Source organism: Thaumasiovibrio clandestinus (genome assembly GCF_047250365.1).
In the GTDB taxonomy this organism is placed as follows: Bacteria; Pseudomonadota; Gammaproteobacteria; order Enterobacterales; family Vibrionaceae; genus Thaumasiovibrio.
In genome coordinates, this window is the sequence record NZ_JBLBVL010000005.1 from 126,365 (window position 1) to 150,913 (window position 24,549).

Annotated in this window: 24 protein-coding genes; 11 read left to right on the forward strand and 13 right to left on the reverse strand. The window is 47.8% G+C overall.

Annotation, left to right across the window (positions count from 1 at the left end; genetic code table 11):
- The 3 genes from ACKLNH_RS09470 to rrtA form a co-directional block, all read right to left on the reverse strand.
- Positions 1-1,794: an FAD-dependent oxidoreductase gene (locus tag ACKLNH_RS09470; RefSeq protein WP_413112010.1), complete on the reverse strand. Its 1,794-nt coding sequence runs from the start codon at positions 1,792-1,794 to the stop codon at positions 1-3.
- 66 nt (positions 1,795-1,860) lie between these two features.
- Positions 1,861-2,838 carry a sulfurtransferase gene (locus ACKLNH_RS09475; protein WP_413112138.1) on the reverse strand — a complete coding sequence of 326 codons (978 nt, stop codon included), beginning with the start codon at positions 2,836-2,838 and terminating at the stop codon, positions 1,861-1,863.
- A gap of 490 nt (positions 2,839-3,328) precedes the next feature.
- On the reverse strand, positions 3,329-3,880 hold the full coding sequence (rrtA, locus tag ACKLNH_RS09480) for a rhombosortase (protein ID WP_413112011.1): 552 nt from the start codon (positions 3,878-3,880) through the stop codon (positions 3,329-3,331).
- Between the two features lie 9 nt (positions 3,881-3,889).
- Here rrtA and ACKLNH_RS09485 point away from each other — a divergent pair, with 9 nt between their 5' ends.
- Positions 3,890-4,498: a tRNA-uridine aminocarboxypropyltransferase gene (locus ACKLNH_RS09485; protein ID WP_413112012.1), complete on the forward strand. Its 609-nt coding sequence runs from the start codon at positions 3,890-3,892 to the stop codon at positions 4,496-4,498.
- Between the two features lie 509 nt (positions 4,499-5,007).
- Here ACKLNH_RS09485 and ACKLNH_RS09490 read toward each other — a convergent pair.
- The 3 genes from ACKLNH_RS09490 to ACKLNH_RS09500 form a co-directional block, all read right to left on the reverse strand.
- Positions 5,008-6,348 carry an anti-phage deoxyguanosine triphosphatase gene (locus ACKLNH_RS09490; RefSeq protein ID WP_413112013.1) on the reverse strand — a complete coding sequence of 447 codons (1,341 nt, stop codon included), beginning with the start codon at positions 6,346-6,348 and terminating at the stop codon, positions 5,008-5,010.
- Positions 6,348-6,932: a 5'-deoxynucleotidase gene (yfbR, locus tag ACKLNH_RS09495; protein ID WP_413112014.1), complete on the reverse strand. Its 585-nt coding sequence runs from the start codon at positions 6,930-6,932 to the stop codon at positions 6,348-6,350. Before yfbR ends, ACKLNH_RS09490 begins: the two co-directional genes overlap by 1 nt.
- Positions 6,933-7,070: 138 nt before the next feature.
- Positions 7,071-8,285 carry a pyridoxal phosphate-dependent aminotransferase gene (locus ACKLNH_RS09500; RefSeq protein ID WP_413112015.1) on the reverse strand — a complete coding sequence of 405 codons (1,215 nt, stop codon included), beginning with the start codon at positions 8,283-8,285 and terminating at the stop codon, positions 7,071-7,073.
- Between the two features lie 214 nt (positions 8,286-8,499).
- On the opposite strand from ACKLNH_RS09500, the gene ACKLNH_RS09505 reads away from it, so the two are divergent.
- From ACKLNH_RS09505 to menE, 5 genes are read left to right on the forward strand one after another with little or no spacing between them, the layout of a single operon-like run.
- A complete protein-coding gene (locus ACKLNH_RS09505; protein WP_413112016.1) occupies positions 8,500-9,816 on the forward strand; it encodes an isochorismate synthase in 1,317 nt (438 codons plus the stop codon).
- A 26-nt stretch (positions 9,817-9,842) separates the two neighbouring features.
- Positions 9,843-11,525 carry a 2-succinyl-5-enolpyruvyl-6-hydroxy-3-cyclohexene-1-carboxylic-acid synthase gene (gene menD, locus ACKLNH_RS09510; protein WP_413112017.1) on the forward strand — a complete coding sequence of 561 codons (1,683 nt, stop codon included), beginning with the start codon at positions 9,843-9,845 and terminating at the stop codon, positions 11,523-11,525.
- The gene (gene menH, locus ACKLNH_RS09515) at positions 11,509-12,288 is read left to right on the forward strand and encodes a 2-succinyl-6-hydroxy-2,4-cyclohexadiene-1-carboxylate synthase (RefSeq protein WP_413112018.1); all 780 of its coding nucleotides are present in this window, start codon (positions 11,509-11,511) and stop codon (positions 12,286-12,288) included. The genes menD and menH overlap by 17 nt, the downstream gene beginning before the upstream one ends.
- Positions 12,288-13,256, forward strand: coding sequence for an o-succinylbenzoate synthase (gene menC, locus ACKLNH_RS09520; RefSeq protein WP_413112019.1), 969 nt, complete (start codon positions 12,288-12,290; stop codon positions 13,254-13,256). Before menH ends, menC begins: the two co-directional genes overlap by 1 nt.
- A 48-nt stretch (positions 13,257-13,304) precedes the next feature.
- A complete protein-coding gene (gene menE, locus ACKLNH_RS09525; protein ID WP_413112020.1) occupies positions 13,305-14,681 on the forward strand; it encodes an o-succinylbenzoate--CoA ligase in 1,377 nt (458 codons plus the stop codon).
- 49 nt (positions 14,682-14,730) lie between these two features.
- Here menE and ACKLNH_RS09530 read toward each other — a convergent pair whose 3' ends face one another.
- The 3 genes from ACKLNH_RS09530 to ACKLNH_RS09540 form a co-directional block, all read right to left on the reverse strand.
- Complete coding sequence (locus ACKLNH_RS09530; RefSeq protein ID WP_413112139.1) at positions 14,731-16,599, reverse strand: MFS transporter; 1,869 nt, start codon at positions 16,597-16,599, stop codon at positions 14,731-14,733.
- A complete protein-coding gene (locus ACKLNH_RS09535) occupies positions 16,596-17,201 on the reverse strand; it encodes a TetR/AcrR family transcriptional regulator (RefSeq protein WP_413112021.1) in 606 nt (201 codons plus the stop codon). The genes ACKLNH_RS09530 and ACKLNH_RS09535 overlap by 4 nt, the downstream gene beginning before the upstream one ends.
- Before the next feature lie 117 nt (positions 17,202-17,318).
- A complete protein-coding gene (locus ACKLNH_RS09540; protein WP_413112022.1) occupies positions 17,319-17,723 on the reverse strand; it encodes an NINE protein in 405 nt (134 codons plus the stop codon).
- A 161-nt stretch (positions 17,724-17,884) separates the two neighbouring features.
- On the opposite strand from ACKLNH_RS09540, the gene ACKLNH_RS09545 reads away from it, so the two are divergent.
- Positions 17,885-18,721: a Tim44 domain-containing protein gene (locus ACKLNH_RS09545; RefSeq protein ID WP_413112023.1), complete on the forward strand. Its 837-nt coding sequence runs from the start codon at positions 17,885-17,887 to the stop codon at positions 18,719-18,721.
- A gap of 288 nt (positions 18,722-19,009) precedes the next feature.
- Positions 19,010-19,255, forward strand: a complete 246-nt coding sequence (locus tag ACKLNH_RS09550; RefSeq protein ID WP_413112024.1) for a TIGR02647 family protein — start codon at positions 19,010-19,012, stop codon at positions 19,253-19,255.
- A 3-nt stretch (positions 19,256-19,258) separates the two neighbouring features.
- Here the strand turns inward: ACKLNH_RS09550 and ACKLNH_RS09555 are convergent, their stop codons facing one another.
- Positions 19,259-19,522, reverse strand: coding sequence for a YkgJ family cysteine cluster protein (locus ACKLNH_RS09555; protein WP_413112025.1), 264 nt, complete (start codon positions 19,520-19,522; stop codon positions 19,259-19,261).
- 218 nt (positions 19,523-19,740) lie between these two features.
- On the opposite strand from ACKLNH_RS09555, the gene ACKLNH_RS09560 reads away from it, so the two are divergent.
- On the forward strand, positions 19,741-20,193 hold the full coding sequence (locus tag ACKLNH_RS09560; protein WP_413112026.1) for a YcgN family cysteine cluster protein: 453 nt from the start codon (positions 19,741-19,743) through the stop codon (positions 20,191-20,193).
- A gap of 102 nt (positions 20,194-20,295) precedes the next feature.
- On the opposite strand, the gene dusC is transcribed toward ACKLNH_RS09560, so the two are convergent.
- The 3 genes from dusC to ACKLNH_RS09575 form a co-directional block, all read right to left on the reverse strand.
- Positions 20,296-21,261, reverse strand: coding sequence for a tRNA dihydrouridine(16) synthase DusC (dusC, locus tag ACKLNH_RS09565; RefSeq protein ID WP_413112027.1), 966 nt, complete (start codon positions 21,259-21,261; stop codon positions 20,296-20,298).
- A 105-nt stretch (positions 21,262-21,366) separates the two neighbouring features.
- On the reverse strand, positions 21,367-22,035 hold the full coding sequence (locus ACKLNH_RS09570; protein WP_413112028.1) for an NAD(P)H-binding protein: 669 nt from the start codon (positions 22,033-22,035) through the stop codon (positions 21,367-21,369).
- Between the two features lie 164 nt (positions 22,036-22,199).
- Positions 22,200-23,288, reverse strand: coding sequence for a hypothetical protein (locus ACKLNH_RS09575; protein WP_413112029.1), 1,089 nt, complete (start codon positions 23,286-23,288; stop codon positions 22,200-22,202).
- 262 nt (positions 23,289-23,550) lie between these two features.
- Here ACKLNH_RS09575 and ACKLNH_RS09580 point away from each other — a divergent pair, with 262 nt between their 5' ends.
- A complete protein-coding gene (locus ACKLNH_RS09580; protein ID WP_413112030.1) occupies positions 23,551-24,147 on the forward strand; it encodes a YecA family protein in 597 nt (198 codons plus the stop codon).
- Positions 24,144-24,527, forward strand: coding sequence for a (deoxy)nucleoside triphosphate pyrophosphohydrolase (locus ACKLNH_RS09585; RefSeq protein ID WP_413112031.1), 384 nt, complete (start codon positions 24,144-24,146; stop codon positions 24,525-24,527). Before ACKLNH_RS09580 ends, ACKLNH_RS09585 begins: the two co-directional genes overlap by 4 nt.
- The last annotated feature ends 22 nt before the right edge of the window (positions 24,528-24,549 follow it).

Sequence of the window (24,549 nt, forward strand, 5' to 3'; positions counted from 1 at the left end):
TTAACGTCCTACTGATTTTTTGGCCATAGTGAAGAGCTTAGAAAAGCCTAATTTTTGGTGCATGTAGATGGCTTTGTGGCCAGGCATTGGTGATTTTCCGCCATTTGCATTGACGAAATCAGCACGCGCACCTAAGAATATCTCTTTCATTGGATAATCTTTAGGACAAGCAATGGTACATTGGTCACACGCATTACAAGAGTAAGCAAGTAGCGGGTCCATTGTCTTATTCTCAGTGAAATCACTAAATAGCGTCTTTGGACAGTCGCCAAAGTCGTTCATCATGATGCACTCTTTCATGCACAATTTACATTCGCATTGGAAACAGCGGTTAGACTCTTGCTTGATTTGCTCAGCGGTGAAGCCGAAATCAACTTGCTTAAAGTCACGCTTGCGTTCTTGTGCATCACGTAGCTTGCCATGTAGGCGAGGTTGATCGGTTGATCCTTCAGGAAGAGGTACATCGAGGCGACTGGTATAGCTGTACTCTTGGGTAAAATCTCGGTCATCAGTTAGTGCTTTATTAGCAAACTGACGTTCAATACTCAGTGCCGCTTTACGCCCAAGCGCCATGGCTTGGATGACAATATTCGCACCACTAGCATCGCCAGCGACGTAGACACCCGGAGCTGAAGTCGCAAGGGTTTCGTTATCTACGATATAACGTCCGCCGCGGCCTTGTTCCAGTTCACCGTCTGTAATGTCGGCAACGACTTGTCCAGTCGCGAAGATCACTGTATCAACGTCGATAGTGCGAGTTTCTTCGGTATAAGTCGGCGCAAAGTTACCTTCAGCATCTAAGATAGATGCCACTTTTTGTAGTACAATACCCGTGACTTTTCCGTCTTGCGATAAGATCTCTTTAGGACCCCAACCAGCATTGAAGCTGACGTCTTCTTCGAGTGATTCTTCAATTTCGATCTGACTAGCAGGCAGATTTTCCATACTCTCTAGCGAGCACTGATGTACTTCGTCAGCACCGATACGCCAAGACGAGCGCGCGCAGTCCATTGCAACATCACCACCACCAATCACCATTACGCGCTGACCCGCTTTCGGGAATGCGTGTGTTTCTGAAATTTCTTTCAGGTATTCAACCGCTGAGAACACCCCTTGAGACTGGTGACCTGGCAGTGGAATGATTGAGCCGATATGTGCGCCGTGCGCCAGAATAACCGCATCATACTGTTCACGTAGCTCAGCAAAGCGAATGTCTTTACCGACTTCTACACCGAAACGAACCTCAACACCTAGCATTTCAAGGTAGCTGAATTCAAAGTCAATCACGTCACGAGGTAGACGATATTCTGGGATACCGACACGCATCATGCCGCCATAAACGTTTAGTTTTTCAAGTAGGGTTACCGCATGACCTTGGCGACGTAGTTCGATGGCGGCTTGTGCACCAGCAGGGCCTGCACCAACGATGACAACACGCTTGCCTGTTGGTTGCCCAACGGTAAGATCCCAGTTTTCCTTTTTATCCACTTGTTCTGCGACGAAACGTTTAACGCCTGCAACACTGATTGGTTGTCCAAACTCGCTATTACGACGACACGCTGCTTCACAAGGGTGCGCACAAATGCGTCCCAAGGTTTGAGGTAAGAATAGCTTATTACGGATGGTATCAAGTGCGGCTTGATATTCACCTTGAGCGGCTTGCTTAACATATTGTTTTACATTGGTGTGCATTGGACATGCTGCTTCACACGCAGGGGCTGCATCGCCCATACAACCATCAACAACGTGTTGGGCTGTATCGTAGAGCTTTTGGTTAAAAATGAGGTTTTGCATAATATAGGGCTCTGAATTGTAATGATAGGCACAGGTAGTCTGTGCCTTTGTAATTAGTGGATAGCGTTAGCTTTGGCCGTTAGCGACTTTTACATCCGCATTATTTGCTTCGTAGTGCGCGTGGCTCCACTCTATCCAAGAGCCGTCGTAGTTGTAGACTTCTTCTGCGCCTAGTACTTCTTTTAGAACCATCGTGGTGTGAGCAGAACGTACGCCAGATTGGCAGTAAGAGATGACCTTTTTGCCATCAATAATGTCACCGTATATAGCTTGTAATTCTTCAGCAGATTTTAACGTAGTATCGTCATTCGCGGCGTCGGTCCACTCGATAAAGATACTGTTTGGGATCATACCTGGGCCAAATGCTCCAGAAAGGGTTTGGGAGCCATCATGCTCGCTCATGCCACGTGTATCGACAATTACCCATTCGTCATCTGCAATGGCATCAAGAACCATGTCCAGTGTTGCTAGTTGATCTTTATTTGCATTTGGCGCTGTATAAACGGTACTTTCTACGCGAGGGTTGGCGTTGCCTGTGGGTAGGTTAGCTCCTGCCCATGCATTTAGGCCACCGTCCAGATAGCGAACATCTTCATGGCCTAACATTTTGATTTGCCAATATAGACGTGCGGCATCGTGGTGTGCGTTGGCAGCGTAAACAACAATGGTACTGTCTGCCGTTGCGCCGATATTTCCAAGTACGTTCTCCATCTCTTCTGGGGTGTTGCGCATACCGCCAAAATCAAAGGCATCGTTACTTGCTGAGTAGTCTGGGCGCCACATGGTGTGAGAACCACGAATAGGAGAGTCACCACGAACAGGATTTAGCGCACCAATAACAACAACATCGTCATTTGCATTCATTAGTTCTGCAAGTGCTTGAGGTGTTATAAATGCATCGCTGTTTGCATATTCAGCTAGCTTTTGTGCTTGTTCTGTCATATCAACAGTGACAGATTGGACGCCCATGAATGAGCGATAAGTAGGGTAAGCGATTAATGCAGCGGCAGCGATAACGCCAAGTGCAATGGTAGACTTTTTCATCATATCCCTTATAAAAATAGTAAAATATATATACGAAAATTAGCGTTGATTATTATTGAAATAATGAAAACAAACTTTTGTATCTATATCTGGTTGTATTTTGTACACCTATGAATTAATAGAGATTATAAGAGAAGAATGTTTCTAAAATTTGCTTGAGATCAAATCGAACAAAGCGGTTAAATTGCGCACAGCTATTGCGTGTTGCGAGGGTGTTTCGGGTTAACGGAGTGGATAACGCCATGCTAACGTGTCTAACGAGAGTTGCTTACATCTGGCGTGCTGATGTGTTTGCATTCCTGGTTGTTTGTTGCTAGTGATGGCTTATTGTTGCCTTGGTGTTGTAATGGTGTGATGTAAGTGCTGCGTTTCTGTTCGGTAGGATTAGTCAGTGAAAGGCATGACCTTGTTACATTAACTTACACTTTAACGCTGTAAAGCATGCGACTTAGTATTTAAGGTATTTATTTGATGAATGAGTTGTAATGTGTTACACGTTCCTAGTGTGCACCTTGGTGATGAGGGATAATATAATTCCACTTATCATACCCATAGCATGGGCCTCAATAGCGACACGTGCATTTATTAAATTGGCGGTTGCAGCACTACCACCAGTATAGAACTCCATGCCTACTTTTAAGCAAATGCCAACCAACATTAACCAGCCACCAGCATATTTATGTTGGATCTCTTTTATTGCGCCCCAAGCAAACAGCCCATGCAATGTGCCGGAAAATCCAGCATAAAGCTCAATGTCAGTGATGAACAAACTCAGTCCAATAATAGCACTAATAAGCTGAATCAATATTGTATAGTGGTAAGGGCTGATATATTCTCGGAATATATGGCTGATAAGCCAAAAGGCGATGACATTCATACCGAGATGCCAAAGGTTGGTATGGGTAAAGTTTCCTGTTAGGATGCGCCACCATTGGCCAAGCTCAATGGACTCACGCTGCCAATAGGCCCACTCGTTAATGGCAGGAAACTGCATGAGTATTAGCAGTACAGTAAATAGACATAGATAGCGATAAGTAGTCAAGAGATCCTCATGAGACAGTATTGTCCGCGCTGTAATAAAGCGCTCAAAGCGTGTATATGCCAATGGATTCAGCCTGTTGATACTAAAACTGAATTGTTGATTCTGCAACACCCTACTGAGGTGAAGCGAGCAATTGGAACAGCGAGGATACTCGATTTAAGTCTAGCGACTTGCCAAGTCATGGTCGGTGAAGACTTTACTGAGCACGAAGGACTAAATCAGGCGCTAACGCGCGATGATATTGATTGGTATCTACTCTACCCAGGGGAATTCGCGACGCCAGCTAGCCAACTAGTGACCCAAAGTCAGCGAAACATTGGCTTTATTCTATTGGATGGCACGTGGAAGAAAGCCTACAAAATAATGCAGCTATCGAGTAATTTACATGCCTTGCCTTGTTGCTTTCTGGATGACGTACTACCAGGACGTTATCGCATACGTAAAACGTCAAAGCAGACAGGGGTTAGTACTGTCGAGGCGGGGTATTTTGCACTACGAGCTGTTGAGCCAAGTAACAATGGTTTAGATGCCTTACTTGTTCCATTTGACAAAATGATCGATTATCAGCTCCAGCAGATGACACCGGATGTTGCACGTCGAAATTATTCCGAACGGTAATAGCGAATCTCCATATCTTATTGATGTGGTGTTGCATTGTTAGGGTGCCAGACTCGAGTAATCATTTGGCAAGCTTAACGCCGTTATCCGTGCAGAGCTGATTGGTTGGCTTTTCCCGAAATACAATAGCGTGGCAATTTTTGCACTGGTACTTTTGCCAGCTGCGACGTGTTATATATTTTTCTGGTATTGAACGATGGATGCGATAGAACGTTGAGTTCTGGTTGCAATGTGAACAATCTAAAGTAAGTACCATGCTCTTTTTACCTCGCTGAATATATTTGCATACACTTTTGTCTATCTTTAGTAAAGCATGCGCCAAAATCATGACGCACAGGTGTCAAAGTGTGAGGGGATTTTGTTTTTTGTGAGCTGTGTGTTACTTGTGTGTGTATTAGGTAGCGCGAGTGTTGTGTTTTTGTTGAGTTTGCTAGGTGAGGGAATGTGATGTGACGCGCTTGATGTTCTTATTTCGCGGCAGCCAACGTCGCTGCACCGTGAATTTCGCGCTAAAGTGGGCGGTGAATACCTTGTGAAAGTGACGCATCAAACAGTGCAGAATGTAGGCGCTGAGCGTAACCATCTGTCATGCCTGCGATGTAATCTGCAATCACTCTTGGGTCGTTACCCGAGGCAACCCAGCGCTGCCGTGTCGATTCAGGCAGTAAGCGTATGGGGTCGGCTTCAATGGCTTCGAATAACGCCATAATGATCTGCTGACCTTTATATTCAAAAAGTTGCAAATCATGATTCATTACGACAAAACGATAGACAAACTGCTTGAGCGCATTGAGTACTAATGTCATTGGTTGACTGAGCGTCGCTTGCCAGCGCAGAAGGGGGCTAAGCTGCTGGTCGTTGTTAACGCTAGTTGTTGGTTCGATGTGGATTGCGGTAATCAAGGCGTTAACGAGTGAGCCTATCGCGTCTTTACGCTCGTGTGGCTGACCAAAAAAGCTCTGGGTTATTTTATCTATGTGTTGCTCTATCCAGAGATCGCCGCAGTCGATCAGTTGGCTGGCGACCAGCTCTTGCCATTGATGACGCGAGACAATACCCATCACAATCGCATCTTCGAGATCATGAACGCTGTAGGCGATGTCGTCTGCCAGCTCCATAATAGAACAGTCAAACGACTTAAATAGGGTTTTCCGGTGTAAGTTAGGCTCGTTTGAGGGACGGAGCGTACTGAGATGCTGCTGCTCTGATTCGCCCAGCGGTGCGATAACCCAGTTAAAGAGTGCGTTGTCGCAATCATAAATCCCTTTTGCAGGTTGCCATTGTGAAGCGACAAGACAGCGGAAGTTCTCAATGTCATTTGGGCGTTGTGGTGCGACTGCCGCGCTAAGTAGTGCTGGGTATTTCATTAAGCCAAGTAGTGTGCGTCGCGTTAAGTTCATGCCATGCTCAGGCGTATAGGGTTCTAGACGTGTCACGATACGAAATGTCTGTGCATTTCCCTCGAAGCCGCCGTGATTGCGCATCATGTAATTAAGTGCGACTTCTCCGCCATGGCCAAAAGGTGGATGGCCGATGTCATGGGCAAGGCATAGGCTTTCAATCAAGCTGTTTGATGGTAATAAATGCGTGAACTCCGGTTGTTTTATTTTCAGTTGCGTGACGATGCCCGCCCCGACTTGAGCGGCTTCTAACGAATGTGTTAGTCGAGTACGGTAGAAGTCATTCATTCCTGCGCCGTGTACCTGTGTTTTGGCTTGTAGGCGGCGAAAGGCGGCTGAGTGAAGAATTCGAGCTCTATCTCGCTCATAGACACTACGATGATCATCCCGACGTTGTTTGTTTTCATTGGTGTGTCGGTGTTGCCATATTTCATGTAGCGAGTTTGTCATTAGCTAATCTCATCGAGGGTAAGGGTAAAGCTCGGAATAAACACTTGCTCGAAATAGGTTAACTCCGGGGTGCGTCGTTGTTCAAGCATCTCTTCAAGGCGGGCTTTGGCTTGCTCAAATTCATGGTTTCCCATACTGAGCTCTTCTAAGCATTTTATATATGCACACAAAGTGTCAGCTTGTTTGACGATGGCATAATCGTCAGGATCGATGGCTTGGCTGTCGAGCAGCGAGGCATAATCTGCTTGGAATTCTGGTGGTAACATGCCGAGCAGGCGTTGTTCAGCGGCAAGTTCTATTTTTTTGTATTCGTTGGCAATGGTGGGATTAAAGTACTTTATAGGGGTTGGCATGTCGCCAGTGATCACTTCACTGGTGTCATGGAACATCGCAAGCAGTGCGATGCGCTCTGGATTACACTGACCATTAAATTTTTTATTGCTGATTAACGCCAATCCGTGGGCCACAAAAGCGACCATTAAACTGTGCTCGCTGATATTTTCAGTGGCAACATTGCGCATTAATGGCCAGCGCTGGATCAGTTTCATTCGTGACAGATGGGCGAAGAAGTGACTGACAGACATTCGATGTTCTCGTAACGGCTTATGTTACTTATACGTTAACAGTTGTGTGACAATCAGGCAATTATCATCGCCGGCGTGTATCCGGCGATGGCAGGGGGGTATTGGCTGTAGCGATGCGTTATTGACGATAGCTATGTGTTATTGGCTATAGCTATGCAAGAAACGCTCGAAGCGGCTAATGGCCATTTCGAGATCATCAATACGAGGAAGGGTAACAATGCGGAAGTGATCTGGTGATGGCCAGTTAAAACCCGTGCCATGTACCATCAACACTTTTTCCTGAATCAAGAAATCGAGCATCATTCGCTCGTCATCAACAATCTTGTATTTTTTGGTGTCAATTTTAGGAAACAGGTAGAGTGCGCCTTTGGGCTTCTTGCAGCTGACGCCCTCAATGGCATTGATCATCTCCCACGCTTTATCGCGCTGTTCGAGTAGGCGACCGCCAGGCAATATCAACTCATTAATACTCTGGTAGCCCCCCAATGCTGTTTGAATGGCATGTTGCATTGGAACGTTGGCACATAGGCGCATTGAGGCGAGCATCTCAAGGCCTGCAATATAGCCAGCGGCTTGGTGACGTGGTCCAGAGAGCAGCATCCAACCAGCACGAAAACCACAAACACGATATGACTTAGATAGCCCGTTGAACGTAACACAAAACACATCTTCTGCCAGTGGGGCAATTGAGTGATGAATTGCACCGTCATAGAGTATTTTGTCGTAGATCTCATCGGCAAAAATGATCAATTTATGCTGCCGAGCGATCTCGATAACATCGAGTAGAAAGTCTCGGCTATAGACTGCTCCTGTCGGGTTATTTGGGTTGATCAGTACGATGCCTTTGGTGTTTGGGGTGATTTTTTGGCGAATATCGTCAAGATCAGGGTACCAATTGGCTTCTTCATCACATAGATAGTGCACAGGGTTACCGCCAGAGAGAGAGACACTCGCGGTCCAGAGCGGGTAATCTGGTGCCGGAACGAGTATCTCGTCACCATTATTGAGCAATGCTTGCATCGCCATGACAATCAGCTCTGAAACGCCGTTACCAACGTAAACGTCTTCAACATCGAGATCCAGCATGCCCCGTTTTTGATAGTGCTGCACAATGGCTTTACGGGCGGAATAGATCCCTTTTGAATCACAGTACCCTTGCGATGTTGGTAAGTTGCGTATGACGTCAACGAGAATTTCATCAGGGGCATCAAAGCCAAATTGGGCTGGATTGCCAATATTTAGCTTTAGAATTTTATGCCCTTCTTCTTCCATACGCTTAGCATGTTTAAGTACTGGACCGCGGATATCGTAGCAGACGTTGTCAAGTTTATTTGACATGCCAAGATCATACATGTGTTTGTTCCTGTATTTTCATTTTGTTTTGATTACAAATTACACTACAAAAGCAGATAAAATAAAGCCTTAATAGGAAAAATAGAGAAAATAACTAATATCTATGATTTTATCAGCTAAGGATTTAATGGCGTATTGGCGATCCCTTTTTATTCTGGCTTGGGGTAGAATGGCTGATTAGTTTTTTGCTCGACAACTGCTGTGTGAGGTGACATTGACTGCGTTACGAGTTGCCATTGAAGCGTTAGCCGAAACCATCGCGACGATGCCACGTTCAGCCCCTATTCGTTTGGAAACCCCTCTCGACTGGCCTGCGAACGTGGATCTTATTGATTGGTTGGACGGACAAACGCTCTATCCTAAGTTTTATTGGCAGCACCGAGATGGCCGAGAAGAAGTTGTTGCTTTAGGCCAAGTCGCGACCTTTACTGACGCTGCGGTGGCGGAAGAGACCTTGACGGAAGGACAGCGGATTTGGGGGGGACACTCGTTTGATGGCCGTACCGCTGCCAATCGGCGTTGTATGCCCTCATACTTCTTTTTACCGCAGATTGAGGTGGTTCGTCAGGATGGCTTCTGGCGTCTGGTGGTTAATGTGTCGTCTCAGACTGATAAACTGCTAGCATCTCTCGATGCGCTTGTCTTAACGATGCAGCCTGTCGCGCCGTTGGATAGCCATATTGTGACCGAACGTTGTCATCCCGAGAAGAACGACTGGACGCAAATGGTTCACGATGCTTTGACCGCCATTGCTGAGACAGCGCTAGAGAAGGTTGTGTTAGCCCGTCGCACGACGTTAACCATGTCAGAGGTGGTGAGCCCAGCCCAGCTACTTAAAGCGAGTTGTGCTGTTAATCCGTCAAGCTACCACTTTATGATGGCATTGAATGAAAATCATAGCTTTGTCGGGTCTACGCCAGAGCGCCTGATGTTAAGGCGTGATGACGAGCTAATGACTGAAGCCTTGGCTGGTACCATTGGACGCGATAGCGATCCTGTTAAAGATGCGCAGCTATCGCAGTGGCTATTAAGTGACGCAAAAAACCGGTATGAAAATCAATTGGTGGTTGATGACATCTATGCGCGTCTGCAGCTGCATACGAATGAGATCGCCATTGCAACAACGCCGGAGTTGGTCAAGCTGCGACAAGTTCAACACCTTAAACGGCCGATTGAAGCAAAAGTAGACCGCGCTCTGCGGCATGCCAATCTGCTCGACTGTTTGCAGCCAACAGCGGCAGTGGCTGGCTTACCTCGGGATACGGCATATAATTATATTCTGCAGCACGAACCCTTTCCTCGGGGCTGGTATAGCGGCTCGGTGGGCTACCTTGGTCATCATCAGAGCGAATTTTGTGTTGCTTTACGTAGTGCATTAATGGTGGGCAAAGAGATCCACCTGTTTGCTGGTGCTGGTATTGTACCTGGCTCTTTGCCTGAGATGGAGTGGCAAGAGTTAGACCGAAAAACAGCAACATTAAAGACCCTGTTAGAAGGCGAACCGCGCTACCCTCAACAGCAGCGCGCTTGATCTCAAGACAACGACACGAGAATTTTGTGAAAACCACCCAACAAGCATCGATTAACCGCCTCTGGTCGCATTTGATACTGGAGGCGTTGACGCGTCATGGTGTACAGGAAATCTGCATTGCGCCAGGATCGCGTTCAACACCGTTGACATTAGAAGCTGATGCGCATGAAAACTTGCGCATTCATACGCACTTTGACGAGCGAGGCCTTGGCTTTCTCGCACTTGGTTTAGCCAAGGCGAGTGGTCGCCCTGTGGCCATTGTTGTCACATCTGGTACCGCAGTGGCCAATTTGCTGCCGGCTGTTGTTGAAGCCAATTTAACCGGTGAGCGTTTGATTGTTTTGAGCGCCGATAGGCCGCAAGAGCTAGTCGCAGTTGGCGCGAATCAAGCCATTGAGCAAAAAGGCATTTTCTCGAGTCATGTCGGTGGTGAATTATCTCTACCTTCTCCTTCGTTACAGCACAGCGCGGCATGGTTACTCGGCAGTATTGATACATTAGTGGGGCAGCAGCGCGACGGGGCGGTGCACATTAACTGCCCGTTTCCTGAACCCTTGTATGGTGGAGATACCTTGGGGTTTGATGACTACCTCGGCCCTATAGCATCTTGGTTAAATAGCGCTCAGCCTTATATTGATTATGCTCCCGTTACTGCAGTGGTTGAGCTGCCTTCCCGTTGGGCGCAGTGGCAGAAACGCAAAGGGGTGATTGTCGTTGGACGGGTGCCGATAGGGGCTTTGTCGGAAATAAAAGTGCTGGCGCGTCGTTTAGGTTGGCCATTGTTGGCAGACCCTCAAGCAGGGGGAAGCAGTGCTTGGAGTGGCTATGATGTGTGGTTGAAGAACCCACAGTGCCGTGCTGCATTTGATCAGGCAGAGATGGTGATTCAGTTTGGTGGTCGTTTTGTCTCTAAGCGGCTGGGGGAATGGCTAGATCAGTTTCAAGGTGAATTTTGGTTAGTGGACGATTCTAACAAGCGTCTGCAGCCACAACATCGTCCTCACCTGCGTATTCAAGCTGATGTGGTAACTTGGGCGCTGAAAGCCGCAGACAGTGTTGAGGTGTGTGAAAATGGCGATTGGGCCTCTGAACTTGCAGCATTGCCTGAGCCGTGGAGTGAAACCAAGCTATCGGAATTGAGCTTTGCTGCTAATGTGCTCGATTGGATGCCATCCAGTAGTGATCTCTTTTTAGGCAATAGCCTTATTGTCCGCCTGATCGATATGCTCGCGAGAAATTGGCAGGCGCCTGCTTTTGCCAACCGCGGTGCATCGGGAATCGATGGCTTGGTGGCGACCTTAGCGGGTGTACAGCGTGTCAGGCAACGTCCGATGCTGGCTCTGCTGGGGGACACCTCTTGTCTGTATGACTTAAATAGTCTCGCTTTGCTATCAGGATCATCAACACCACTGGTGTTGGTGGTGATTAACAATGATGGCGGTGGCATTTTTGATATGTTGCCTGTCCCTGAAGAGAAAAAAGCGTCGCTTTATCGTATGCCGCATGGCGTAACGTTTGCAGCGGCGGCGAGCATGTTTAATCTCAATTATGTTGCGCCGACGTCAATGGATTCAGTGCGACAAGCTGTAGAAGCTGGGTTATTGCATTCAGGTGTAACTTTGTTGGAGTTGACCACCCCAGCGGGTGAAGCGGGGGCGTTACTGGCGCAAATGATGAATGAGGTAGAAGACGATGCTCTTCTCCGCTAGTTATGGCAACCCATCTCACCCTTGCTTGGTCTTCTTGCATGGCTTCTTAGGCTCTGGGGCTGACTGGATGCCAGTGGTGCGGCGGTTAAGTCAGCACTATTATTGTATCTTGGTTGATTTACCCGGTCATGGTCAGAGTGTTGCCGTTCGTGTATCAGCGCAAGCGGGCTTTGAGGAGTCGCATCACCATTTGCAACAGCTATTACAAGCTAGAGGCATTCAGCAGTATGTGCTCATTGGCTATTCTTTGGGCGCACGTATTGCTATGTTCCATGCGGTACAGCAACCACAAGGCTTGGTTGGGTTGGTGATAGAGGGGGGGCATTTTGGTTTGCCTGATGTTGAGCGTGCAGCCCGACTGACTCATGATGAAAAATGGGCGGTACGCTTTACCAATGAGCCAATGCCGACGGTCTTAGCTGACTGGTATCAACAGACGGTTTTTTCTCACCTTTCAATGCAGCAACGGCACCACTTGATTGAGCAACGCGGGCAACAAAAGGGCGCAAGCCTCGCTGCAATGATGCGCGCAACATCTTTGGGTCGACAGGCTTGCCTTGATATACCGCTAATTCAATCCCGGCTTCCCGTCCATTACTTAGTTGGTGAGTGGGACAATAAATTTACTCAGTTAGCCCGTTCTCGCCCATTTTCTATAGGGGTAGTGGAACAGGCTGGCCATAATACACATCATGAAGCGCCAGCAGCCTTTTGTCGCGCGCTCATGCTGTTTTTACAACACATTGACGTTAAGGAGCAGTAATGCGCTCAGTAGATCTTTATCGCTACCAGTTAACCATGGACTCCATGGTGATACTTCGGAATCAGCGTTTGCAGACCCGGGATGGGTTGTTAGTAAAGCTCAGTGATGGCGATAAGGTGGGATGGGGTGAAATTGCGCCGCTACCTGAATTTAGTCATGAAACCCTCGAAGAAGCGCAAGGTCAAGCAATTGCTTGGTTACAAGCGTGGCAGAATCATCAAGAACAATCACTTGAGGCTCTTGCCCCTTCTGTTGCATTTGGTTTGTCAGTGGCGTGCCTAGAGTTAGACGGCCAGCTGCCATTAGACGGCAACTATAAAGTGGCGCCACTGTGTAGTGGTGATCCAGATGAACTGGTGGTCACCCTTAATGCACAAGCCGGCGACAAAATCGCGAAAATTAAGGTGGGGATGTATGAGGCGGTGCGTGATGGCATGGTAACAAACATGTTTGCTGAAGCGATTCCCGATATTCGCTTGCGTCTAGATGCCAACCGCATGTGGACGCCGCTGAAGTCACAACAGTTTGCCAAATATGTTAATCCGGCAAACCGTCATACCATCGCGTTTATGGAAGAGCCATGTCAAACCCCAGAGCAGAGCTTGGCATTTGCCAAAGAGACCGGCATTGCGATTGCGTGGGATGAGACCTTGCGTGAGCCAGGGTTTGAGTTAAAAAGTGAGCCGGGATTAGCCGCTGTGGTGATTAAGCCCACGCTGACGGGCAGTATCGACAAATGTATTGCGTTAATTGAGCGCGCCCATGAGTTAGGGCTTGAAGCGGTGATTAGCTCGAGTCTAGAGTCAAGCTTAGGGTTAAACCAGCTGGCACGTTTGGCGCAGTGGAAAACACCACAGACGGTACCGGGCTTAGACACCATGCAGCTATTCATGGAACAAGTTGAACCCGTTTGGCCGGGGTGTGATCTACCGGTTAAGCAGCAGCTAGACAAGGTGTTTAGCTGTTAACGTATTTTAGCGGCTTGAGCTAAAGCCGCCCTTTTCTTGTGTGTCAGCATGTCAGAACTGTTTTCTACCTACCCGTGGCGCCATTGGGCCAAACACCGTCCGGATGCAACTGCAATAAAGACACTTTCCGGGGGGATTGACTGGTGCTCATTGGCGACTCAAATTGACGGGTGCCACCAATATTTAGCGCAGATGACGCACACGTCAGTGAGTGATGGCTCTGCGCGAGTATGGGGAACTAAAAGCCCCAATCATCTCTCATTGCTTGTTTTGCTGTTTGCTTGTTGTGAGCGCGGTGAGTTGCTGCTTTGCACGAATCCACGCTTTACTACTACGCAGTGTGCAGAAATAGAGGTGGCGATGGGGGTGACGGTGACGTGGCTCGACATTGCTCCCCTTACGGCGCATTTAGCAACGTCAACACCATGCTCAGTTACATCACTAAAAGCATGGGACCCGGCACGGGCGTTGACGCTGACGCTGACTTCGGGCTCTACCGGAACCCCTAAGGCCGTTGTCCACTCACCGCAAACCCATTTGTATTCTGCCGAGGGTTTGCTGAGCCGATTGCCATTTGAGTATGGGGATGATTGGCTATTGTCTTTGCCGCTATTTCATATTTCTGGCATGGCGATTGTGTGGCGCTGGTTGCTGAAAGGGGCCCAACTCACTATTCCCGGTGAAGATGCCCTAGCATCGTTGTCGTTGGTGACTCACGCCTCGTTAGTGCCAACTCAGTTACAACGTTTTTTACTGCAAAATCAAATACATCAATTAAAACAAGTCCTGCTTGGTGGAGCGGCAATCCCCGTTGAGCTTGTTAGCGCTGCCAAGCAGCAAGGTATTGCGTGTTGGTGCGGATATGGGATGACAGAAATGGCGTCCACTGTCACCATGAAACCAGCCGATAAATCCGCAGGCGTAGGAACGGTGATCCCGCGACGAGAGATGACATTGCAAGGTGGTGAGATCTGCTTAAAAGGCGAAACACTCTGCTTGGGTTACCTCCGCCACGGACAGATCGATTCAGTGACTGGACCTGATGGGTACTTTTACAGTAAAGATTTGGGTGAGAGTTGCGACGGCGAGCTGTTTATTCGTGGCAGAAAAGACAACATGTTTATCTCTGGGGGAGAGAACATTCAACCCGAGTCGATAGAATCGATCCTCATGCAGGTGGATGAGATTAAGCGGGTGATGGTTCTGCCTATTGCTGATCAAGAGTATGGCAGCCGTCCCGTCGCGATCGTCGACGCGAGCACATTTTCTTCACAGCATTGGCATCAATGGGCTTTGCTTCATTTGCCGGGCTTGCTTCGCCCTTATCGTTATTATCCTTGGCCTCAGGGGGTTGAACAGGGTGGGATTAAGCCGTCGCGGCGTGAGATGGCGAAATGGTTGCAGAACACGTTGATGGAAGAGTAGGCAGGGGCGAGACATCACCCCTGCATTTCTTGCGCGTTATTTAACGCACTTATGCTTTTTCTCCACGCAGTGCCACCACTCGCTCACGTAACAGTGCAGCGTTAGCAATATCAGGCTCTACGGCCTCACCAGCCACAATCGTTACCCGTGACCAAAAGCGCTTAGGACGTTTTAAGAGCGCCTTACCACTTTCGCGGCTAAACCAACTGCCCCATAAACCTTGCAAAGCTAAGGGGACCACCGGAACAGGTGTGCGGCTTATAATCGTATCTACGCCACGCTTAAAGATCCCAATTTCGCCATCATAGGTCAGTCGCCCTTCTGGGAAGATACAGACCACTTCGCCACTGGCTAGGCACTTATCCACCTGCTCAAAGGCGTTGGCCACCGATTGTCGGTCTGAAGGACAAATCGGGATCACTTTTGAATGGCGGAAAAAATACTTCAATAAGGGGATTTCAGACAGGGTTTTATCCATGACAAAACGAATAGGGCGTGGGCAAGCGCCAGCCAACAGCAGGGCATCCATATAGCTGACATGATTACAGACCAACAAGGCACTGCCTTTTTGCGGAATGCGATCCAGATCTTGATGCGTGACGCGATACATCGTATGACTGATCATCCAGACCACAAGACGTAGGAAAAACTCAGGAATTTGCAAGTAGACATATAGAGCGACAATGGCGTTGGCCACCGCTAAAATGAAAAAGAATTGTGGAATAGCAAGTCCAATAACCCCCAGCAACACGATGCCACTGACGGCACTTATTACCATGAACAGTGAATTAAAAATGTTGTTGGCAGCAATGACTCGGGCACGTTCTTCTTCTTTGGCACGTTGTTGCATCATCGCATAGAGGGGAACAATGAACAGCCCGCCGAACACGCCGATCATTAGCAGGTCGACAAAAACACGGCGTAGCTCTGGGTGCAGAACAAAGGCCAAAAAGCTGTCAGTTACAGGGGCGATAGTGGGAACGGCAAACATCAGGTCCACACCAAAAATCGTCAACCCCAGACTACCTAGCGGCACAATCCCCGGCTCGACACGATGATTTGAAAGCTTCGCGCATAGCTGGGCACCCAGTGCAATACCAACAGAGAACAGTGTCAGTAAGAATGAGACTGCTGCTGCGTTTCCGCCTAAATAGTGTTTAGTGAAGTTAGGAAACTGGGTCAGATAACTGGCGCCCAATAACCAGAACCAACTGATCCCCAATATACACTGGAAAACTACCTTGTCTTGGCGGGCAATCTTCAACGTCTCTTTGGTTTGACGGATTGGTGCCCAGCGCAGCGGCATACTAGGATTAACCGCTGGTATGAGGGGAATCGATTTGGCACTGATATAGCCAAAAACAGCAAAGCTGACAACAGCAATGGCGGCAAGCGGGTAGGCCAAGTGGTGGTTAGCGATGAAGCCAGCAACAATGGTGCCGATTAAAATGGCGAGGAAGGTGCCTGTTTCGACTAGGGCGTTGCCTTTAACAAGCTCATCTTGCTTAAGGGTTTGTGGCAGTAACGCATACTTCACTGGGCCAAAAAGCGTAGACTGGGTCCCCATTAAGAAAAGTAGCAACAGCATCATGGTAAAATTCTGTTGGAGGATTGCGTAGGCTGCTAACGACATAATGATGACTTCGAGTAACTTCACCAGTCGTATTAAGCGAGACTTCTCAAATTTATCGGCGATAACCCCAGCGGAGGCTGAGAAAAGGAAGAACGGTAAAATAAATAGACCCGCTGCGAGGTTAACCATTAGGTCACTATCAAGCGGTAGGGTGCCGGGGGCGGCAAAGGCAACAAAAATGAGCAATACATTTTTATATACGTTGTCATTAAAAGCCCCGAGAGATTGCGTAATGAAATAGGGCAAGAATCGGCGTTGAGCCAGTAATGAGTTATCCATGCTTATGCTTCCTTGCGTCGCCATGGGCTAAGGTAATTATCAATGAGGTTATCAATCAACTCTGCGCCGCTGACAACGTTGTTTGCAAAAAGCTTGTCATCAACACTAAGTAGGGTGATACCATGCACGCCAGCCCACAAAACGCGGCTGATTTTCTCGATTTCTCTATTGTCTTCAAGCCCTGTTAGGTTAGCGACTTGCCCTTCTAGCATCGCAGTTAAGTTATTGATACGGTTGTTTTGCCAGTCAGGCAGTTCATCGCCAGGCATTTTATGTTGGAAAATTAATTGCCAGCGGTAAGGGTGTGATTTTGCATAGGAGAGATAGCAATTAGCGAGTATGCGAATGGCCTGATCGGGAGTGTGTGCAGTAACAACTTGTTGTTTAGCTTCTAAGGCCAATTCATCCAAGGTGTTAGCAACCACTTCTAGCAAGAGAAGGTTGTAACTACCGAATATATTGATCAGGGTGCTCGGAACATAGCCTATCATGGCGGCAATTTTGCGAAGACTGAGCTCATGATGCGAGTGCGCATCGAGAAAGTCTTTTACATTGTTTAATGTTAGGGCGATAAGCTCTTCGCGCGTGTGATCGTTTCGTCTGGCCATAGTTCTCTGCATAGGTTTTGAACACTGTTCGATATTTTAGTTAAAACGTAACAAATAGCAACCAAAACTTGCCCTCGACGCTAAATCACCGTGATGAGGGGTAATAGTGCGTTTAACTTAAAGGCGTCTGGATCTAAGTTGCCTATTACGCTGGGAAATTTGCTCGTTCAACGTCCAAAAGTCATATAAAAGACCTACAAGAAAGAAGCCTGCGGTGAAAAGATAAATGATGGCAGTAATCCATTTACCCAAATAGAGGCGGTGAACACCAAATAAGCCTAAAAATGTGAGGAGAAGCCAAGCGACATTATAGTCAGCGGCGCCGGATTGGAATCGGATGTCCGCTTGCCTATCCATGCTTGGGATCAGGAATAGATCGATAAGCCAACCGATACCAAGTAGACCAAGGGTAAAAAACCAAATGGTACCAGTGATCGGCCTGCCGTAATAGAAGCGGTGGGCACCGGTAAACCCGAAAATCCACAAGAGATAACCGAGCAGTTTACTGTGTGTGTTTTGCATAAGCGCATCCTGATATTGTTTTTATTCTGTCTATGAGTAAAGCATATTGATTTCATGTTCAATGGGAAGTTTACAAATATTTTGTTGCAAGTGTAGTTTGACACCTGTCTTGTTACCCGCTTAGGATGCGGACATCGAGTGAAATATTGGAAAGATCGTTAATGAAGAAGTTTCTTTCACTGTTAACCGTTGCGTTAATGGTGTTTGTGGTTGCAGTGCCAGAGGCAGAAGCACGTCGAATGGGGGGCGGGCGCAATTTGGGCAGAACGCACCGCACCGCACCAGCTCAGCGTCAAGCACAGCCTCGCCAGACGGAAACCGTGAGACCGAATGCCGCGCCACAACGTCGAGGCATGTTGGGCGGATTGATGGGGGGGCTATTAGCTGGTGGCTTGATTGCTGCTCTGTTTGGTGGCGCGTTTAATGGTGTCAATGCCATGGATATGGTGATCGTTGCTGCATTGATCTGGATGGCGATGCGTTTTCTGCGTTCACGGGCCACGAACCCTGCAATGAGCGGTTATCAGCAGAGACAAAGTGACGAACCGGCATGGCAAGCAGAGCATACGCCAAATACATCGGGTGGATTTACGCAAACCGCTGTAGCTGATGATATTCCGTTCAATCTACCGGCAGATTTTCAGATGGCGGCTTTTTTGAGTGGTGCACGCGAGCATTATCGCACCTTGCAAGGCGCGTGGAACCATGATGATTTTGACACCATGGCGGAATATTTGTCGCCCGCATTAATGGCCGATTTAAAAACTGAGCGTGCCCAGTTGGAGACACCACCACAAACCGATGTGATGTATGTTGATGCAGAAATTGTTCGTGCTGATCATGACATGAGTTTGGCGCAAATTAGTATCAAGTATACTGGTCGGGTACGGGATCGTGGTGACAACAGTGAAGAAGAGATCAAAGACATTTGGCACTTGGAGCGTGACTTGCTCGCCACCAATGCGCCTTGGATGATTGTTGGAATTCAGGGAAGCTAACCCTAAGAGGTTTTCGCATTATCAATAGAAAGACGGGCTTCGGCCCGTTTTTTGTTTAGTCGATAGACATAAAAGCGTGTATTGACACAGTGATGTGAGCCTTTTCTAGGGTCGCGTAGATGGACGCTTGTTGCTACATTTATAACCGAAGCGATTTTTCTTTGCTGTAATCGAGAGGTGCGTAGCAAAACAGCCCGATTATATTTTTTAATGTTTGACGCTAAACGCTTTTTTAACGATTTGAATTGTTAGAATGAATCAGCGTATTAATGAACAAAGGTATGATGTATGCGTTTTAATGAAGAGTTACTTGCTGAAATGAACTTGCTAGTGTTATTCCCAATGCACTCAGACTTAGAAGGAATAAAGGTTCGTAGTGACGCCGCCCCAGAAATGGTTGCAGCGGCAAAGCGCTTATTTGATAAGGGGCTAACTTCAGCGATTGATGGCGGTTATCTCACCTCGACGGGTCATGAAGTGGTCGAACACGCCAAATCGGCGTTGCGCATCCTTAGCGGCGACTTTCGCGGTTAAGCGTTAAGTCATTGCTTCTAACTCGAGCAGCTGTGACATAGCAAACTCATTGCTGCCACCACAAATATCGGGACAAGGCTGAAAATCTCCACAGACTTTTGGCCTTTCTGGCTTCCCAAATAATCGACAGAGATTATCTTCATTCAGTTGAACGCAACGTGTGTTGGCGGGCTTGCCTTTTGGCATGCCAGGAATCGCTGATGAAATGCTGGGTGCAATGCAGCAAGCCCCACATCCGAGTCGGCAAGTTAGTGGTGTTTTTTTCATGTTATCGACTCCGCGGGTGACGGTCTGTGGCTTCAATTGTTAGCGTTTGAACGCGGCTGTTGGGGTTCAGCGGCTACTCAATGGTGGCGCAGCATACTAAAGTTAAGCAGTGAGGTCAAAATGCGCGGTTGTACATGCAATGGTTGCACTTTCGTTGGTGACAAGCTATAACACCGCCTCTTTAATATTCGCAACTAAACAGTAGTGAGGTACATAACATGGCGAATTTCTGGGAAACCAAAGACCTAACTCAAATGAGTGATAGTGAGTGGGAGTCGCTGTGTGATGGGTGTGGTAAATGCTGTTTACACAAGTTGATGGATGAAGATACCGATGACATTTACTATACCAATGTTGCTTGTAGCCTTCTAAATGACAAGACTTGCTCGTGTAAAGATTATCCTAATCGTTTCAAATCGGGTGAAGAGTGTCTAAAACTCACGCGTGATAAAATTGACGAGTTTATCTGGTTGCCTGAAACCTGTTCTTATCGACTATTGGCTGAAGGTCAGTCACTACCTGCGTGGCATCCATTGCTAACCGGATCGAAGTCTGCGATGCATGCAGCGGGAGAGTCGGTGCGAGGGAAAATAGTGTATGAAATTGATGTGATTGATTGGTCAGATCATATTCAAAACTTACCTGCTGGCGTTGAAGTTGACAAAGAGTAATCTCTGTACGGGTTTGCCCCTGTCATCGCCATATTTCCAATAATACGCCAAGTCAGATCTTGGCGTATTAGATTGTAGACCCAGCTCCACACCTCTTTATCATTAAGCCACTTTTTTCTGGTGCTCTTTCTCCAGCAGTGTACTGATTTCACCGGCGCTATTGAGGCGGCGAATATCAGCAAAGAGTGCTTTCGCTTCAGGATACTGGTGGCGAAGGTAATTGAACCATTGCTTAATTCTATTTGGATAATACGCCGCTTTTATTCCATCAACCTCGTACCGGGTATAGCGGATCAATAATCTGACCACGTCATGCCAAGCCATTGGTGCAGCATTGTGCTGCGCAACATTTCCCAAGTTGGGTAGGTGCAGAGCCCCTCGGCACACCATAATATCGTTACATCCAGTCACTTCTCGACATGCCTGTGCAGAGTCGTAATCCCAAATTTCTCCATTGGCAATCAGTGGAATAGAGTACTTGCGTCGGACTTGATCAATGTATTCCCACTTGATGGTGTCGGCACGATAGCCATCTTCTTTTGTTCGGGCGTGAATGGTTAGCTCGCTTGCTCCGGCTTGATTGACAGCGTCGACGATTTCATCACACTGGGCAGGGTCATCCCAACCTAGGCGTACTTTAGCCGAAACGGTATATTGGCTATCAACCGCTTGGCGACAATGGCGGACAATTTGATAGATTTTTTCTGGATCTTTTAATAGTGTCGCCCCGCCCCGATTGCGGTTAACCGACTTTGCTGGGCAGCCGAAGTTGAGGTCGATACCCGGCGAACCTAGTGCAATGGCACGCGCTGCGTTCTCGGCCATCCAACCCGACTCTTGACCAAGCAGTTGTACGCGCACTGGCGTTCCAGCAGGGGTATGCCCACCATGATGAAGTTCTGGACACAGACGATAGAAAACACTGGCTGGCAACAAACGATCGATGACCCGAACAAACTCTGTGACACAAAGGTCATAGTGGTTGATGTCGGTGAGCATATCTCGCATTAATGCATCAAGTACCCCTTCCATTGGGCCAAGAATAATGCGTCCGGGGGTGTCTGTCATGATTGTGTTGCCTCTCAATATCGAAGCAGGCGATTGTAGTGAGCTATGTCCGTTTTGTCATCCCTTTCCTGAATGGCAGGGTAGGAGTGATATCGGAATATGTCCTTAGCATTCGGGGACTGCCTGATGGTGTAGGTCGATGGCTGATACAATTTGGCGACGCTGTGAATTTGCTAACGTTGCATCGAACATGACTTTGGCCACAATGCTTGCTTTGATAGGTTTAAACGCCAGCAGTGGCCCTTTAAGTAGCGGCGCTAATAGGCCTGTTATATATCCGACTAGGTGCTCGTCAGCACGAGGCTGCTCTCGAACGCCACTCAGTGGACCCGGCCTAATAATTGTTAGGTGTTCAAAACCGAGGTCTAGTAGTGCCCGTTCCATTTGCCCCTTGCAACGCAGGTAGTGACTAAGGTGCTTTGGGTGTGCGCCGTGGCTGGAGATGACGCCAAGGCGTGTCACACCCTGCTGCTGCATTTGTGTTGCGACGTGATGAACCAGTTCGACATCGATGGCACGTAAGCCCGCGTTGCCTTGTGCTTGGCGCTTTGTCGTACCGAGGCAAATAAAGCCGACAGTTGCGGGTATGGAGGTATTGGGCTCGAGGTGTAATTCGGCTGAGAGCACCTCGTGTAATTTATCACTATCTAGATGGCTGGTGCGACGTGTGAGGCTAGTAATGGATGCTACTTTGTCGTTTTGTATCAGCTGTTTTAGTAGATGATGCCCGACCAATCCCGTGCTACCAGCAATGATAACGTGATGCGATGACATAGTGCGCCTCTGATTCGTGATAAAAGTGAGCGGTGAGCTTAACTAAAGCAAACTTCAAGGTGAAAGTCTATTGGCGTTATTATGAATTGTTCAAGTGATAGGTGTGAAGGGCCGTTAATTTTCAGCCCTTACTTTATTTTATGAAGGCTAATTGTATTAGTACTTTAGCGTGATGATAACCAGTCAGAGATGAGTTGGTAGTAATTGGTTTCGAAGTCATCGAACCCGCTTAATTCACCACCAGAACGCCCACTCACGTAATTGAACCGGTTTGAAAAAATAGCCATCACGTCCGAGAAAGCACCACAAGAACCGGTTGTTAACCCATAGTTTGATGGTACTTGACCTTTGCACGACCCTTCGGGGTCAAAGTTTGTGGTGCCATCGGCATGCCAGCGATCGGATTGTACGAACTCGAAAAACGCCTCTTCAGTAAGCCCCTTATTACGCAAATAGGCAACCATTGTGGAGTAGAGGCTATAGGCTTCGTATCCACCTGTAGGCGCACCGCCTAAGGTAACAATATTTTGATCGCCGACATACTTTTTATGTTGAGATTGCCATGCGGATTTTGATAAGGGTTTTGTTCCTGTTACATTTTCTGCAAACCCCTCGACCCACCAGTTTGGCGTTAAATTGTATGCGAATTCATTGTTATTAAATTGGCTATCGATAAGATGGGCTAGTTCGTGTTTTAGTAGTGTGAACTCGTAGACACCACCGTGGGTATTTGATTGACTAACGACCATCTCGTTCCCATGCCCAGCACCGTTGGAGCTTTTGCCTGAGAGAATGCATACGCCGAGACGTTGTTCGCCGTTACTGTCAGTGTGCGCATGTGAAATTAAATCACGAGGTAGCACATTTAATTCTTCGGCAATCATTTCAAGGCTGACTTCAACAATGCCAGCGATGCGTTGAATATCAGATAGAGGAATGCGTTTGTTATCAATGCCCAATTCAAAATGCGCTGAATTATACGCTGCGCTATCAGAGCCGATGTTGTGTTCTGGCCCACATGCCGTACCCATATGCCTTGATCTCGTCACATAGTAACCATTATCGACGGTTTTTCTAACGACACTGGGAATCGCGTTTATTCGTGATTGAATACTCGAATAAGATGTCCCTGGGGTGACTCCCCACCCTTGATCAAAGCGATGACCACCACTACCACCTGACGAGTCTTCATTTGCATTGCAGCCAGACAGCATTGCCATTGTCAAAATGGCAAACAGACTTTTGTTGTTCATTTATTTCCCTAAACTTAATGAGTTTTAGCATCATGCTTTACAGTAACGCGCCACACTACCCATTTTGGCCACTATAAACAAGGGCTTATGTTTGTGATGTGCCAATGTTACTTAGGGTTTTTACTTGGGGTTATGGGGAAAGTGATTGATCATGCGTGAGGGTGATGTCGTACCGATTTCAGAATGACGTTAAATTAGTCTACACTGACGGCCGTTTAAGTGCCCTTTCGCTTGAGGGCGAGTTATCAAAAAGGTTGAGTTTATGACCCTAACACTTGTTGCGCCGTGGAACGCTGTTACTCCGTTAATGCTTGAGGGGGCGTGTTTGGCGGCAAACTGCAACCCTAGACCATGTCCCCCAGAAACATGGCTGGCTCCTTTATGGGAGAACCTTCCACCCAAAGCGGTGGTGGATGAAATCAGTGAGCACTTTCAGCGTCAATTTGGCTTAATTCAACGTGGTGAATATGTATGGTGTGTTGATGACAAGCAGGGATTGCTGGAGTTGGCGCATGGTTTTCTTGCGGTATGGTCGGTAATTGAACCGACATGGCAAGCGGTCGCCGTGCCGGATGCGATATTGTCAGTATTGTCGAATGTTCATCTTGGTATGTATTTAGCCGTAGATGAGGTGGAGACGCTCGCCCAGATGAGTCATGCCGGAGTCGATGAACTGCCCAATGTCGATGTCATGTTGGCTTCGTTACCCATGTTACTACCAGAATTAGTGTTGGCGGCGGATGAGTTGCATCAAGGCAGTAAAGCCGTTGCTATTAACCCTTACAAAGACGTTGGACGTAACGATGCATGTCCATGTGGCAGCGGTCGTAAGTTTAAGCAGTGCTGTGGTGATGCATGACCCAGATTCGAGTGGTCGCTGGGGCGATTGTAAAGGCGGATAAAGTACTTTTAGCCCAACGCTTAGAGGATGCGAGCCAAGGTGGGCTGTGGGAGTTGCCGGGTGGCAAAGTCGAAATGGGCGAAGTGGATGCCGTCGCGCTGGAGCGAGAGCTGAGTGAAGAGTTAGCCATTCAGGTTGAAGTCGAGCAGTTTATTGCTGAATCGGTAACCCATTACCCAAACAAAACCGTGCGCCTGTTGGCCTATAGGGTCACTTGGGTCGGGGGTGACATCTGTTTACACAGCCATCAAAAAATGGTTTGGGTTAGTGTGGAAGACGCGTTGCAATATGAACTCTGTCCGGCAGATATTCCTCTGTTAAACGCGATGTTGCCGTAACAATGCATGGATGGCATACAAA